Genomic DNA, 14,307 nt, shown 5'->3' on the forward strand with positions numbered 1-14,307 from the left:
AGGTAAAAATATAATGTGGTTAAGCAAGTCTGGAAGCTCCGTCTCCGATATCAACAGTATAGAATTCTGCTTCATGTCCGACTTTTTCTGCATAGGCTTTTCCAATCGTTTCAATGAATGTATCAACGGCCTCATCTTTCACGATGCTGACAGTACATCCACCAAATCCGCCTCCTGTGATACGGGAACCGAGAACACCGGGGATCGCCCAGGCAAGATCAACAAGAATATCGATCTCATCGCAGGAAACAGCATAATCATCCCGCAGGGAAATGTGGGACTGGTTCATCAGTTTACCAAATTCCTCGATCTTTCCGTCCTTAAGTGCCTGTACAGCGGTGATCGTACGCTGATTTTCGTAAACGGCATGCTTTGCACGTTTCCGCTGGATCTCATCAGAGATAAGCTCTTTGTTGGCTTCAAATTCTTCGATAGAGAGATCACCTAAAGACTGGATATCCAGCTTTGTCTGAAGAGCCTTTAATGCCGCAGCACACTCATTTCTTCTGTCGTTATAAGCGGAATCTACAAGGCTGTGCTTCACCTTGCTGTTGGTAATGACGATCTTTGCACCGTCCAGCACGCAAGGTGCATACTCATAGTCCAGAGTAGCTGTATCCAGGAAGATCGCATGATCTTTCTTTCCCATGGCAACAGCAAACTGATCCATGATTCCACAGTTGCAACCGTTGAAGTTATTTTCAGAATACTGTCCGATCAGGGCGAGATCTGTCATGGACAGGTCTTTGATATCAAAAAGGTCAGATAAAATAACTCCGGTCAGAACTTCAAGTGAAGCGGAAGAGGAAAGACCGGAACCATTCGGGATATTTCCCCAGATCACCATATCAAATCCACTGGAAATCGGATGTCCTTTTTCCGCAAATGCCCAGACAACTCCGAGTGGATAATTTGCCCAGTTGTATTCTTTTTTGTTCGTGAGATCATCCAGTGAAGCTTCTACGACACCGAATGAATCAAGGTTCATAGAGTAAAAATGAATCTTGCGGTCCTCTCTTTTACGGGCAGCTCCGTAAGTACCGAGCGTCAATGCACACGGAAATACATGACCTCCGTTATAATCGGTATGTTCTCCGATGAGATTGACACGGCCCGGGGAAAAATAAAAATTTACTCCGTCGGAATTGCCGAAGAGTTCCGCGAATTTGTCAAATAACTTCTGCTTCATTTTACAATCCTCCTGTAATCAATATTGCCCGAAACATTTTCCATGTCTGGATACTGATTTTATTATAAATGAAAGAGTCGGAAACGTCCATAAAAAATACGTGCTGTCATATGTAAAAATGTTGCAGTGAAAAGAAGAAACGTCTATAATGATAAAAGATGGAGCAAAGACGGGAGGCTGGTTTATGTCAGATTCTTATAAGCATTCTTATATTGTCGGAGAAAATCTGTTAAATTCCCTGTCGGTATACAATGTAGGGTATCAGAAGTGCGATCCGGAGTATCAGTGGGGACCGGGAGTGAGAGATCATTATTGCATCCACCATATTTTCTCGGGAAGTGGTTCTTATATGATCGGAGAAAAGCAGATCCGGTTAAAAGAGGGAGATACGTTTATCCTGTATCCGGGAGTGGAAGTGCGGTACTGTGCGGACCGGGAGAAGCCGTGGGAATATGGCTGGGCCGGTTTTATGGGAACTGATGCGGCATCGATCATAAGAAATACGGATTTCACAAAGAAAATTCCATATATTCCTGCGGGAAAGATTCCGGACAGGAAGATCAGGGAAGGTCTGCAGAAGATTTATGATGTCAAGGGAAATACCTATGAAGCTGCGGTTGCAATGACGGGGGCGTTGTACAGTTTCCTTGCGGTTTTTATGCATTATCATGAAAGTGAAGTTCCGGAGCGGGATGCCAGGATGATGTATGTGGAAAAAGCAGAAAATTATATAGAAACGAATTATTCTTATCCTGTGACGGTGGAAGATGTTGCGGACTATGTAGGAATCAGCAGAAGTCATCTGTTCCGCTCTTTTCAGACTTATATGAACTGTTCGCCAAAGGAATTTTTGTCCCAGTACAGGATCAAGCAGGCATGCAGGCTTTTAAAGGAGACTGATCTGTCGGTTTCTGCGATTGCATATTCTGTTGGATTTGAGAATAATCTTTATTTTTCAAAGGCATTCCGTAAGCAGAAGCAGATCAGTCCGACCCTTTACAGAGAAAAGCACAGAAATTATACCGGTTCAGGAACGGGGATGGAACGGCGGGCAGATTGATTCTGGGACAGGAGGATGGAGCAGGAGCGTGCTGTTGTATAGATTTTGGAATCAGAAGAAACCGGGGAGCATATAATAAGGTGACTTCCTGGAATTGGGGGCTGTCAGTGTGAAAAGAAAAAGCAGTGATCTGACAGAATTTTATATACAGTTTCTGATCGTGGTGTATCTGCTGTGGAGTTTTCCTGTGCTGTCTTTTGGGCAGAAGGAAGTGCTTGTTCCTGCAGACGGAACGGTATCGGAGGGAGAAGAGCAGCCGGTGGTGGCACTGACTTTTGATGACGGGCCGTCGGGAACTTCAACACCTGTGTTACTGGAGGGACTGCGGAAAAGAGGCGTGCGTGCCACCTTTTTTGTGGTTGGAGAGAATGTCGAAAAGGGGGAAAATGCACAGATCCTACGTGAAATGAGTGCGGATGGACATCTGATCGGGAATCATACATATCATCATGTAAATCTGTCGAAAATGTCAGCAGAACAGGCACAGGCAGAACTGGATGCAACGGATGAACTGGTCAGAAAGATTACCGGGAAGTACCCGATCTATGCCAGGGCACCTTACGGAGAAGTGCCGGAAAATGGCGATGTTGACCGACAAAGGTTTTATATAGGCTGGACGGTTGATCCGCTGGACTGGATGACCGAAGATGTGTCCAGAATTACGCAAAGTGTATTGGAAAAAGTAGAGCCGGGAGATATTATTTTACTGCATGATTCGTATCTTAGTTCGGTGCAGGCCGCTTTAAGGATCGTAGATGCCCTGCAGGGAAAAGGATATGAATTTATTACAGTGGATCAGATGATCTCAGATTAAGGCAGAAAAGACTGAGTTACCGGAGGCTCATGTGCAGAACAGAGAGCCTGGAAGAAAAATAAATGGAGAGAATAAAAATGGATCTATTTGATTATATGCGGGAAACTGCAAAGGAAAAAGAATCACCACTGGCTTCGAGGATGCGTCCGACGACGCTGGAAGAAGTAGTGGGACAGCAGCATATCATTGGAAAAGGGAAACTTCTATATCGGGCGATCAAGGCGGATAAGCTGAGTTCCCTGATCTTTTACGGCCCTCCGGGAACCGGAAAGACCACCCTTGCAAAAGTGATCGCCAATACGACAAGTGCTGAATTTAAGCAGATCAATGCGACAGTAGCCGGAAAAAAGGATATGGAAGAGGTCGTGAAAGCGGCGAAGGATCTGCAGGGAATGTATGGTAAAAAGACGATTCTTTTTATTGATGAGATCCACCGGTTTAATAAGGGGCAGCAGGATTATCTTCTGCCGTTTGTAGAGGATGGGACTTTGATCCTGATCGGGGCAACGACGGAAAATCCGTATTTTGAAGTGAATGGTGCTTTGATCTCACGCTCCAGCATTTTTGAATTAAAGCCGTTAGAGAAGGAAGACATTAAGAAACTTCTGGTGCGTGCGGTAGAAGATACAGAAAAAGGAATGGGAAGTTTTCATGCACAGATCGACCCGGATGCACTGGAATTTCTGGCAGATGTATCCGGTGGAGATGCAAGAAATGCTTTGAATGCGGTGGAACTTGGCATACTTACGACAGACCGCAGCAGTGACGGAATCATCCATCTTACACTGGAAGTTGCATCAGAATGTATTCAGAAACGGGTTGTGAACTATGATAAAAAAGGGGATAACCATTATGATATCATTTCTGCCTTTATTAAAAGTATGCGGGGGTCAGACCCGGATGCAGCAGTCTTTTATCTTGCAAAAATGCTGTATGCGGGAGAAGATGTGAAGTTTATTGCGAGAAGGATCATGATCTGTGCCTCAGAAGATGTAGGAAATGCAGATCCGATGGCACTGACCGTGGCAGTGGCAGCAGCACAGGCAGTTGAGAGGATCGGTATGCCTGAATCCCAAATCATTTTATCCCAGGCGGTGACTTATGTGGCATCTGCACCGAAGAGCAATGCGGCAGTGAATGCGATTTTTGCTGCGACTGAAGCAGTGAAAAAATATAAAACGACTGTACCGTCACATCTGCAGGATGCTCACTATAAGGGAGCAGAAAAGCTGGGGCATGGAACAGGCTACAAATATGCACATGATTATCCGGGACATTATGTGGAACAGCAGTATCTTCCGGACGAAATAAAAGACGCCAGGTTCTACGAACCCGGCGACCTTGGTTATGAAAAAAAGATCAAAGAGCATCTACAGAAGCTGCGAAAGCAGTGATGCGTAGATCTCCTGATTTTTCAGATTCCAGTTATTTACAATGGCTTTGGCTTCTTTTTCTGTGGGAACGGTGATTCGCATGTCAATGAGGCTGGAGCCATTTTCTACGATCTGACACTGCACTTCAAACTGATGGTCTGTCTTGAGATAATAGTCGGATTTGACAGCCACTTCTTCTTTCAGATCGTACTGTTTTTCTTTCAGAAAATCATCAATTTCGGTACGGATTTCGGGTGAAATCTTATTGCTGAAAAAGTGGATCGTGTCTGCACCGGTCTCTGTCAGACGGTAGAGTGTACGGTTGTGCGTTGTCTCGATCTTCAGAAGTTCGGAATCCGTCAGTTCTGATAAGGTTTCCTGAAGCCGGAAATAAGTCGTATATCCCTTGTCCAGTATAAATTCGGAAATCTGTGAAGTAGTCAGTGGAAAATCCACTTTGTCCAGCATATAGAGAACAATCAGTTTATATAACGTGTAAGTTTCAGCCATAATACTCCTTTCCCTGCCAGATATCCTGTTTTTTCAGGTATTGGTGGATGTGGTTTAATACAGTACGCTTTGCTCCGGTCCATTGTGGTTCGATGAGCAGATCCTTTGGACCGTCCCCGGTAAGCCGGTGGATGACGATGTCAGGGCGTAAATGTGCGATACAGTTTCCGATGCAGCGGATATATTCGTCCATGTCAGGAATATGAAAAGGCGAGCGTGCATAATCGCGTGCAAGATCGGTTCCCTTTAAAATGTGGAGTAGCTGCAATTTGATCCCATCAATGGGATTGCAGTTCAGATAATCGATGGTTTTAAGCATCTGTGCTTCTGTCTCTCCCGGAAGAAAAAGGATGACATGCGTGATCACCTGGATTCCGGCCGCTTTCAGTCTGACTACAGCATCGTCAAAAACCTCCAGCGGGTATCCCCGGCGGATGTAGCGGGCAGTCTGCGGATGGATGGTCTGAAGACCAAGCTCGATCCAGACCGGCTTGATCTGATTTAAGCGTCTCAGAAGTTCTACGGTCTCATGAGACAGACAGTCAGGACGCGTTGCAACGGCGAGTACCTGGACATCGGGATCAAGGATTGCCTCGGTAAAAATCTTTTCCAGGTATTCGACAGGTGCATACGTATTTGTAAATGCCTGGAAATAGGCAATATAGGAATGAACCGGTCGTTTCGCCTGAAGAGCCGCTTTTCCGGCAGCAAGCTGTTCGCAGATACTGAAAGAGGCAGATCCGGCAAAGTCGCCAGATCCCATGCCACTACAGAAGATACAGCCGCCCCGGCCAATCTTTCCATCCCGGTTGGGGCAGGTCATCCCCCCGTTTAATGCAATCCGGTAGACTTTTTCACCAAACTGACTTTTTAATGCATAATCCAGGGAATGATATCTTTTTTCACCCCAGCGTACAGGCATCGGTACAGAACGGGTTGTGGTAAAGCCATCTGCCATATCAGATCAGATCCTTTATTGCTTTACTTACAGTTTCAGCTACACGCGGGTCAAATGCCTCCGGCAGGATGTTGTTCTCGTTAAGTTCTTCTTCAGGAACAAGACCTGCAATCGCATTGGCGGCAGCCAGCTTCATCTCTTCGGTGATCTGAGTGGCACGTCCCTCTAAAGCTCCTTTGAAGATTCCAGGGAAAGCAACAACGTTATTGACCTGGTTCGGGAAGTCGGAGCGTCCTGTACCGACAACTTTTGCACCGGCAGCTTTTGCGAGATCCGGCATGATCTCAGGTACCGGGTTCGCCATAGCAAACAGGATTGCATCCTGGTTCATGGATGCAACCATCTCCGGGGTAACAATATTCGGGGCAGATACACCTACAAAGATGTCAGCACCTTTCAGAGCATCGGCAAGAAGACCGATCCGTCCCTCAAGATTTGTCACTTTTGTCATTTCTTTCTGCATCCAGTTCAGATCCGGTGAATCCTTGGAAATGATTCCGTTGATATCACACATCGTAATATGCGGGAATCCATAAGTCAGCAGCAGTTTAGTGATTGCAACACCTGCAGAACCTGCACCGTTTACAACAACACGGCAGTCTTCTTTCTTTTTCCCGGTTACTTTTAAGGCGTTGATGATGCCGGCGAGAACAACAATTGCAGTTCCGTGCTGGTCATCATGGAAGACCGGGATATTCAGAAGTTCCTTTAAACGGGTCTCAATCTCAAAGCAGCGTGGTGCGGAGATGTCCTCCAGATTGATACCACCAAAAGCAGGTGCAATATTGACAACAGAGCGAATGATTTCCTCTGTATCCTGCGTATCCAGGCAGATCGGAACTGCGTTGACTCCGCCAAATTCTTTAAAGAGAACACATTTTCCCTCCATGACCGGCATGGCAGCCAATGCACCGATATTTCCAAGACCGAGTACGGCACTTCCGTCAGAGACAACAGCGACTGTATTGGCTTTCATTGTATAAGTATAGGCGGCTTCCGGGTCTTTGGCGATGATTTTACATGGTTCAGCAACACCCGGAGTATAGGCGATCGCCAGGTCTTCCCGGGAATTGACGTGAGCCTTTGCCGTGGTTTCCAGTTTTCCATTCCATTCTTTGTGCATCTGTAATGCTTTTTCGTTATTTGTCATATTTTTTACCTCGCAGAATCAATTTGTAATTAATAATAACACTCCCGCAGATTTCATGCAATATCCGCATTTTTGCAAATATCTGCATTTTTGAAAAAAAGCTTTCTTTTTATAGGAAAGTAGTGTATAATACGAACCATATTTATGATGCCAGGGGGGGAGTGCGTAGCACGGAGTAATCCGTAGGCATCAAAGTCGGGGGCTTTTGACCCCGACATCCGGGAGTTTGACAGTTGAATATTAGAAAAATACCTTGCAGGCCTTATAAAACCTGCTTTTTTTATGTCAAATTTTCCGTTTTTATATGTACTTGTTTGTAATAGTGGGTTATAATAAAAGAAAAGGAGTTTTTTCTAATCATGTATATTGCACTTACAGGTAGTGAAAACAATAAAGATGTGTATATTTATCATTCTTTTCGCAAGGAAAATGGTAAGTCCTCATCTCGTATTTATAAAAAACTTGGAAAATATAACACACTTTTAGAACAATTCGATGGTGACAGAGATAAGATGATGGCATGGGCAAGAGAGCAGGCTGATAAAGAAACAAAGCTCTATAAAGAAGCTACTGGAAAGATTTCTGTAGAGTTTTCAAAAGCTGCTTGCATTCCGATGAATGAACGCCGTTCTTTCAATGTTGGGTATCTCTTTTTACAAGAACTTTGTACACAACTTCGTATAGATAAGATTTGTAGAACAATCAAAGAACGCCACAAATATAAATATAATCTACAAGCAATCCTGACTGATTTAGTTTATGCACGAATCCTATCGCCTTCTAGCAAGCTGGCTAGCTATGACTATTGTCAAACACTGTTAGAGCCACCTAAATACAGTCTGCAGGATGTTTACCGCTCTCTTTCTGTGATTGCAGAAGAATCGGATTTTATTCAAAGTGAACTTTACAAGAATTCTAATTTCCTTTATCCAAGAAATAATCGTATCCTCTATTACGATTGCACAAACTACTATTTCGAAATTGAAGAGGAAAGCGATTCTAAGCGTTATGGTAAAAGTAAGGAAAACCGTCCGAATCCAATTGTAACTATGGGATTATTTATGGATGCTGATGGTATTCCTCTTGCTTTTGATGTTTATCCAGGAAATCAAAATGAACAGACAACTTTAAAGCCTTTAGAATCAAAAATTCTCCAGGACTTTAACTGCAGTGAATTCATCTATTGTTCTGATTCCGGACTTGGAAGTGCTGCGAACAGAAGATTTAACAGTCTTGGAAACCGGGCATACATCATCACTCATTCTCTTAAAAAGATGAAGAAAGAAGATCGTGAGATTGCTCTGAACCCTACGCAGTTTCGTAAAGTCGGTAGCACAAAATTCATAGATCTGCGTACACTTGATGAAACTGATGAAGAAGTTTATAACACTGTTTATTACAAAGAAGTTCCCGTGGTTACAGGAAACATGGATGAAACTCTGATTGTTACTTATTCTCCAAAATATAAAGCATACCAAAGAAGAATTCGTGACCGCCAAATCGAACATGCTGAAAAGATCATCAACACACCTGGGCGTAAACGAAAAGGAAAAAATCAGAATGATCCAATGCGTTTTGTAAAGAAGACTTCTGTGACGCCAGATGGGGAAATCGCTAATAAACAAGTATACAATATCGATGAAGAACAGATTCAAAAAGAAGAAATGTATGATGGTTTTTATGCTGTTATTACAAATCTGGAAGGTGATGTCTCTGAAATCATACGGATTAACAAACAGCGTTGGGAAATAGAAGAAAACTTTAGAATTATGAAAACCGAATTTGAAGCTAGACCAGTCTATGTACGAAGAGAGGAGCGAATAAAAGCTCATTTCATGACTTGCTATATCAGTCTTCTTCTTTATCGGTTATTAGAAAAGAAACTTGGAGATGCTTATACGGTCAGTCAGATACTTGGGACATTACGTTCTATGCAAATGACACTACTAAATACAGCAAGTGGTTATATTCCTTCCTACACAAGAACAGAATTAACGGATTCTCTGCACAAAACATTCGGCTTTAGAACGGATTATGAATTCATTACAAAAGCCTCCATGCGAACAATCATTAAAGAAACGAAACAGATTAAATCAAAAAAATCATAATATAGCACATATCGTTACGAAATAAAAAACGGCTACAGAGCCCATGTTTACTGGGTTTGTAGCCATTTTTATCTTTCCAACTGTCAAAGATGGGATAATAACACTCCCGCAGATTTCATGCAATATCCGCATTTTTGCAAATATCTGCATTTTTGAAAAAAAGCTTTCTTTTTATAGGAAAGTAGTGTATAATACGAACCATATTTATGATGCCAGGGGGGGAGTGCGTAGCACGGAGTAATCCGTAGGCATCAAAGTCGGGGGCTTTTGACCCCGACATCATATTTATTTTAATGCAGATATCGATACAAGTCATTTCTGACGCGAATCCCGGGGTATTATTTAAGGACAGAGTGAATATGGACAGTTAGACAGTTTCTGACAGGATCATTTATTAATTTTTTGAAGAATACGTCAGATTTTATGAAAAGAAAGGAAAAGATGTATGACACGTGAAAGATATGAATCTTTGCCGCTTGCAACCTTAAAAGAACTGGCAAAAGCAAGAAATATGAAAGGAGTTTCAACGCTGAAAAAAAGTGCTCTGATCGATGAGATGTTGAAGTTGGATGAGACGGAAAAGCAGATGCAGGCAAATGAAAAAGCAAAAGAAGAAGTACGGCAGGAAATGAAAGAAAAAAAGGAAGAGTCAGATATCGAGCAGCTTGACAGCGGAAAAACCGCAAAGGGTATTTTTGAACTCCATCAGGACGGATATGGCTTTATCCGCAGCGATAATTATCTTCCGGGAGAGCAGGATGTGTATGTGGCTCCGTCACAGATCAGGCGATTTGGACTGAAGACAGGAGATATCCTGACAGGAAATACAAGGATCAAGACGCAGGGGGAGAAGTTCAGTGCCCTTTTGTATGTATCTACGATCAACGGACTTCCACCGGAAGAAGCAATGAAAAGAAAAAATTTTGAAGATCTGACTCCAATCTTTCCAAATGAAAGGATCAGACTGGAAAATCCGGGATGTTCCACGGCAATGAGAGTCGTAGATCTGATTTCACCGATCGGGAAGGGACAGCGTGGTATGATCGTGTCTCCTCCGAAAGCAGGAAAGACCACTTTATTAAAAGAAATTGCACTTTCCGTTCAGAAGACAGAGCCGGATATGCATATGATCATTCTTCTGATCGACGAACGACCGGAAGAAGTGACCGATATCAGAGAAGCAATCGAAGGTCCGAATGTGGAAGTAATCTATTCTACTTTTGATGAACTTCCGGAACATCATAAGAGAGTTTCAGAGATGGTGGTCGCAAGAGCAAAACGTCTGGTAGAGCATGGAAAGGATGTTATGATTCTGTTAGACAGTATTACCCGACTGTCCAGAGCCTATAATCTGATCGTACCACCATCAGGAAGAACACTTTCGGGAGGTCTCGATCCGGCGGCACTCTACAGCCCGAAGCGTTTCTTTGGAGCAGCCAGAAATATGAGAGAGGGCGGAAGTCTTACAATTCTGGCAACTGCACTGGTCGATACGGGAAGCAGAATGGATGATGTTGTCTATGAAGAATTTAAAGGAACGGGTAATATGGAGCTGATGCTGAATCGTAAACTGCAGGAAAAGAGAGTGTTCCCTGCGATTGACATTCCGAAGTCCGGTACGAGAAGAGAGGATCTGCTGCTGGATAAAGAGGAGCAGGAAGCTGCCTATATTATGCGGAAAGCCATGAATGGTATGAAAGCAGAAGAGGCTGTGGACAACCTTCTGACCATGTTCTCAAGAACAAAAAATAACGAAGAACTGGTACAGCAGATTATCCGTCAGAAGTTTATCTAAAAAAGTATTGCAAAACAAAAAAGTCTGTGGTACAATTAGAAAGCTGTTTAGAGAAATTTATAAGTAATTTAAAAATAGAGAGGTGAAAATCATGCGCGAAGGTATCCATCCTAATTATTATCAGGCAACTGTAACCTGCAACTGCGGGAACACTTTTGTAACAGGATCTACAAAGGAGAACATCCACGTAGAAATCTGCTCCAAGTGCCACCCATTCTATACAGGTCAGCAGAAGGCTACACAGGCTCGTGGCCGTGTTGATAAGTTCAACAAGAAATATGGTATTAAATAAGAGCAACAGATCGGAGGCTGAGGTGGAATCATCTCAGCTTCTTTTTTTGTCAGGCATACGACAAAAAGATCCATGGGATCTTTTCAGTTAGGAGAAAATATATGAAATCATCGAATATAGGTGGACAGGCAGTGCTGGAGGGGATCATGATGCGGAACGGCGGAAGATACTCTGTTGCAGTCAGGAAACCGGACGGGGATATCGAAGTGGATATCCGGCAGTACAAAAGTATCATTCCATGGAAGACACCTCTGAAGATCCCTTTTATCAGAGGCATTTTTAATTTTGTGGATTCTCTTGTCCTTGGAATGAAGACGCTGACTTTTTCAGCAAGTTTTTTTGAAGAGGAAGAAGAGGAGCTTCTGACAGAAGCTGAAGCGAAGAAACGGGAAAAAAATGAAAAGATCATGATGAACCTGACCGTAGTTCTTTCGGTGATCATAGCGGCGGGATTATTCATGGTGCTTCCTTATTATTTAAGTGGGCTGGTAAAGCATTATACCGATTCAAGAATGGTCATGACTGTCTGCGAAGGACTGATCCGTGTCGGATTATTCCTACTATATATTGCACTGATCTCACGGATGAAGGATATTCAGAGAACGTTTATGTATCATGGAGCAGAGCATAAATGCATTAACTGTATTGAGCATGGACTGGAACTGAATGTGGAGAATGTGCGGAAGAGTTCCAGACAGCATAAACGCTGCGGGACGAGTTTTCTGTTCTTTGTCATGATCGTGAGTATTATTTTCTGCTTTTTTATCACCGCCCAGTCACAGATCGCAAGAGTCCTGATCCGGCTTGCACTGCTTCCGGTGATCGCCGGGGTATCTTATGAGATCATTAAACTTGCAGGAAACAGTGAAAATCCCTTTGTGAACTTACTGAGCAGACCGGGAATGTGGGTTCAGAACATGACGACCAAAGAGCCGGATGATGATATGATCGAAGTGGGAATCCGGGCAGTTGAGGCAGTCTTTGACTGGAAGAACTGGCAGAAGGAGAATCTGTAATGTGCAGGGAAAAGGCCGGTGGGCAAGACGAAATGCGGATGCTCAGAGCGATGTATGCTGAAGGAGAAGAGCGGCTCCGGCAGGCGGGAATCGAAGAGGCAGGACTGGATGCGTGGTATCTGCTAGAATTTGTCACAGGAGTAGATAAGGCACATTACTATATGAACCCGGACCGCAGGATGGAACAAAGCGTGGCACAGGAATATGAAAAAGTAGTGAAGCTAAGGACAGAGCATATCCCTTTGCAGCATATTACGGGAGTGCAGGAATTTATGGGGCTTGAATTTCAGGTCAGCGGAGATGTCCTGATTCCAAGGCAGGATACGGAAGTGCTGGTGGAAGAAGCACTGAAGCTGTTGGAACAGGAAAAAGTCCCGAAGGAAAAGGAGACCGTCCGGATGCTCGACCTGTGTACCGGGTCGGGGTGTATCCTGATCAGTATCCTGTATTATGCAGCAAAAGAAAAAATACAGATACAGGGAACCGGTGCAGATATTTCAGAAGCTGCTTTACGCATTGCAGAAGAAAATCTGGATCTGCTGGAAAAAAACGGAAATAAAGGTATGGCAGAGCTTTTGGAAAGTGATTTGTTTGAACAGGTGGACGGAACCTTTGGAATGATCGTCTCCAATCCACCGTATATCAAAACCTCTGTGATCAGCGGACTCCAGGAGGAAGTCAGGCTGCATGATCCGTTTCTTGCACTGGACGGGAAAGAAGATGGTCTGTTTTTTTACAGAAAGATCATTGAAGAAAGCAGAGCATATTTGCAGAAGAATGGAGTCCTCCTCTTTGAGATTGGATATGACCAGGGAGAAGCAGTTTCGGAGCTGATGACGAAAGAGGGGTACGGTCAGGTTGTGGTAAAAAAGGATCTGGCAGGACTTGACCGCATCGTCTGTGGCGTGTACACTGAGTAGAGAAATATAAGAAGTAAAAGAGTAAAAGAGAAGAGTAAAGGATAGAAAAGATGTTTGACAGATTAGATGACCTGCTCATCCGTTATGAGGAAGTAATGGGTGAGCTTCAGGAACCGGATGTGGCAAATGACCCGGAGCGGTTCAGAAGACTGATGAAGGAGCAGAGTGATCTGGCTCCGATTGTAGAGGCGTATAAAGAGTATAAAAACTGTAAGCAGAATATAGAGGAAAGCCTTCAGCTTCTTGAAGAGGAGTCCGATGAGGAAATGAGGGAGCTTGCAAAGGAAGAACTCAGCGGATCAAGAGCAAGGATTGAAGAACTGGAACAGGAACTGAAGATCCTGCTTCTTCCAAAAGATCCGAATGATGATAAGAACGTCATCGTGGAGATTCGTGCCGGTGCCGGTGGAGATGAGGCGGCATTATTTGCAGCAGAGATCTACCGTATGTACGTGCATTATGCGGACAGCCGCAGATGGAAGACAGAGATGATCTCGTTGAATGAGAACGGGATCGGCGGTTTTAAAGAGTGTGTCTTTATGGTCACAGGACAGGGAGCATATTCCCGTATGAAATACGAAAGTGGTGTCCACCGTGTCCAGCGTGTGCCGGAGACAGAAAGCGGTGGAAGAATCCATACCTCTACGATCACGGTTGCAGTGATGCCGGAGGCAGAGGAAGTCGATGTAGTGATTGACGAAAAAGATATCCGTATTGATGTGATGCGTGCATCCGGAAATGGAGGACAGTGTGTCAATACAACCGATTCAGCGGTACGACTGACCCATTATCCGACCGGGATCGTGATTTACAGTCAGACAGAAAAATCGCAGCTTCAGAATAAAGAAAAGGCATTCCGTCTTCTGCGTTCCAAGCTGTATGATCTGGAACTGGAGAAGCAGCAGGCATCTGAGGCGGCAGAGAGAAGAAGTCAGATCGGTACAGGAGACCGTTCGGAGAAGATCAGAACCTACAACTTCCCACAGGGACGCGTGACAGACCACAGAATCAAGCTGACCCTGCATAAGTTGGACAGTATTCTGAACGGCGATCTGGATGAGATCATTGACAGCCTGATCGCGGCAGATCAGACAGCCAAGCTGGCAAAGATGGAAGAATAAA

At 44.0% G+C, this 14,307-nt stretch carries 13 protein-coding genes; 9 read left to right on the top strand and 4 right to left on the bottom strand.

The annotated features are described in order from the left end of the window. Positions 1 to 19: 19 nt before the first annotated feature. On the bottom strand, positions 20 to 1,189 hold the full coding sequence (locus NQ541_RS04295) for a galactokinase (RefSeq protein WP_005609394.1): 1,170 nt from the start codon (positions 1,187 to 1,189) through the stop codon (positions 20 to 22). Between the two features lie 184 nt (positions 1,190 to 1,373). Here NQ541_RS04295 and NQ541_RS04300 point away from each other — a divergent pair, with 184 nt between their 5' ends. The 3 genes from NQ541_RS04300 to NQ541_RS04310 all read left to right on the top strand — a co-directional run bounded on the left by NQ541_RS04300 (position 1,374) and on the right by NQ541_RS04310 (position 4,457). Further along, entirely contained in the window at positions 1,374 to 2,249 is an 876-nt protein-coding gene (locus NQ541_RS04300; RefSeq protein WP_023922275.1) for an AraC family transcriptional regulator, read from the top strand. A gap of 109 nt (positions 2,250 to 2,358) precedes the next feature. Further along, entirely contained in the window at positions 2,359 to 3,063 is a 705-nt protein-coding gene (locus tag NQ541_RS04305) for a polysaccharide deacetylase family protein (protein ID WP_005609398.1), read from the top strand. 77 nt (positions 3,064 to 3,140) lie between these two features. After that, a complete protein-coding gene (locus NQ541_RS04310; RefSeq protein ID WP_023922277.1) occupies positions 3,141 to 4,457 on the top strand; it encodes a replication-associated recombination protein A in 1,317 nt (438 codons plus the stop codon). On the opposite strand, the gene NQ541_RS04315 is transcribed toward NQ541_RS04310, so the two are convergent. From NQ541_RS04315 to NQ541_RS04325, 3 genes are read right to left on the bottom strand one after another with little or no spacing between them, the layout of a single operon-like run. Then, on the bottom strand, positions 4,434 to 4,946 hold the full coding sequence (locus NQ541_RS04315) for a DUF4364 family protein (protein ID WP_005609401.1): 513 nt from the start codon (positions 4,944 to 4,946) through the stop codon (positions 4,434 to 4,436). The genes NQ541_RS04310 and NQ541_RS04315 overlap by 24 nt on opposite strands. Next, positions 4,939 to 5,904 carry a tRNA modification radical SAM protein MnmL/YtqA gene (mnmL, locus tag NQ541_RS04320; protein WP_005609404.1) on the bottom strand — a complete coding sequence of 322 codons (966 nt, stop codon included), beginning with the start codon at positions 5,902 to 5,904 and terminating at the stop codon, positions 4,939 to 4,941. Before mnmL ends, NQ541_RS04315 begins: the two co-directional genes overlap by 8 nt. 1 nt (position 5,905) lies before the next feature. Further along, positions 5,906 to 7,054, bottom strand: a complete 1,149-nt coding sequence (locus tag NQ541_RS04325; protein WP_005609405.1) for an NAD(P)-dependent malic enzyme — start codon at positions 7,052 to 7,054, stop codon at positions 5,906 to 5,908. 359 nt (positions 7,055 to 7,413) lie between these two features. Between NQ541_RS04325 and NQ541_RS04330 the strand changes: the two genes are divergently transcribed. From NQ541_RS04330 to prfA, 6 genes are all read left to right on the top strand, one after another. After that, positions 7,414 to 9,162 carry an IS1634 family transposase gene (locus tag NQ541_RS04330; RefSeq protein ID WP_005612165.1) on the top strand — a complete coding sequence of 583 codons (1,749 nt, stop codon included), beginning with the start codon at positions 7,414 to 7,416 and terminating at the stop codon, positions 9,160 to 9,162. A 445-nt stretch (positions 9,163 to 9,607) separates the two neighbouring features. Then, entirely contained in the window at positions 9,608 to 10,957 is a 1,350-nt protein-coding gene (rho, locus tag NQ541_RS04335; RefSeq protein ID WP_005609527.1) for a transcription termination factor Rho, read from the top strand. Positions 10,958 to 11,048: 91 nt separating this feature from the next. Next, positions 11,049 to 11,249, top strand: coding sequence for a 50S ribosomal protein L31 (rpmE, locus tag NQ541_RS04340; RefSeq protein WP_005609529.1), 201 nt, complete (start codon positions 11,049 to 11,051; stop codon positions 11,247 to 11,249). Positions 11,250 to 11,350: 101 nt separating this feature from the next. Beyond that, positions 11,351 to 12,265, top strand: coding sequence for a DUF1385 domain-containing protein (locus NQ541_RS04345; protein ID WP_005609532.1), 915 nt, complete (start codon positions 11,351 to 11,353; stop codon positions 12,263 to 12,265). After that, positions 12,265 to 13,185, top strand: coding sequence for a peptide chain release factor N(5)-glutamine methyltransferase (prmC, locus tag NQ541_RS04350; RefSeq protein WP_005609534.1), 921 nt, complete (start codon positions 12,265 to 12,267; stop codon positions 13,183 to 13,185). Before NQ541_RS04345 ends, prmC begins: the two co-directional genes overlap by 1 nt. A 50-nt stretch (positions 13,186 to 13,235) precedes the next feature. After that, entirely contained in the window at positions 13,236 to 14,306 is a 1,071-nt protein-coding gene (gene prfA / locus NQ541_RS04355; RefSeq protein WP_005609536.1) for a peptide chain release factor 1, read from the top strand. Position 14,307: the final 1 nt, after the last annotated feature.

Source organism: [Ruminococcus] lactaris ATCC 29176 (genome assembly GCF_025152405.1).
GTDB lineage: Bacteria > Bacillota > Clostridia > Lachnospirales > Lachnospiraceae > Mediterraneibacter > Mediterraneibacter lactaris.

What these genes read in the sequence shown, in the direction of transcription:
- prmC (WP_005609534.1), top strand. Translation starts at nt 12,265, where the DNA reads ATGTGCAGGGAAAAGGCCGGTGGGCAAGACGAAATGCGGATGCTCAGA.
- NQ541_RS04310 (WP_023922277.1), top strand. Translation starts at nt 3,141, where the DNA reads ATGGATCTATTTGATTATATGCGGGAAACTGCAAAGGAAAAAGAATCA.
- NQ541_RS04330 (WP_005612165.1), top strand. Translation starts at nt 7,414, where the DNA reads ATGTATATTGCACTTACAGGTAGTGAAAACAATAAAGATGTGTATATT.
- prfA (WP_005609536.1), top strand. Translation starts at nt 13,236, where the DNA reads ATGTTTGACAGATTAGATGACCTGCTCATCCGTTATGAGGAAGTAATG.
- rho (WP_005609527.1), top strand. Translation starts at nt 9,608, where the DNA reads ATGACACGTGAAAGATATGAATCTTTGCCGCTTGCAACCTTAAAAGAA.
- NQ541_RS04300 (WP_023922275.1), top strand. Translation starts at nt 1,374, where the DNA reads ATGTCAGATTCTTATAAGCATTCTTATATTGTCGGAGAAAATCTGTTA.
- mnmL (WP_005609404.1), bottom strand. Translation starts at nt 5,904, where the DNA reads ATGGCAGATGGCTTTACCACAACCCGTTCTGTACCGATGCCTGTACGC.
- NQ541_RS04345 (WP_005609532.1), top strand. Translation starts at nt 11,351, where the DNA reads ATGAAATCATCGAATATAGGTGGACAGGCAGTGCTGGAGGGGATCATG.
- NQ541_RS04295 (WP_005609394.1), bottom strand. Translation starts at nt 1,189, where the DNA reads ATGAAGCAGAAGTTATTTGACAAATTCGCGGAACTCTTCGGCAATTCC.
- NQ541_RS04315 (WP_005609401.1), bottom strand. Translation starts at nt 4,946, where the DNA reads ATGGCTGAAACTTACACGTTATATAAACTGATTGTTCTCTATATGCTG.
- NQ541_RS04325 (WP_005609405.1), bottom strand. Translation starts at nt 7,054, where the DNA reads ATGACAAATAACGAAAAAGCATTACAGATGCACAAAGAATGGAATGGA.
- rpmE (WP_005609529.1), top strand. Translation starts at nt 11,049, where the DNA reads ATGCGCGAAGGTATCCATCCTAATTATTATCAGGCAACTGTAACCTGC.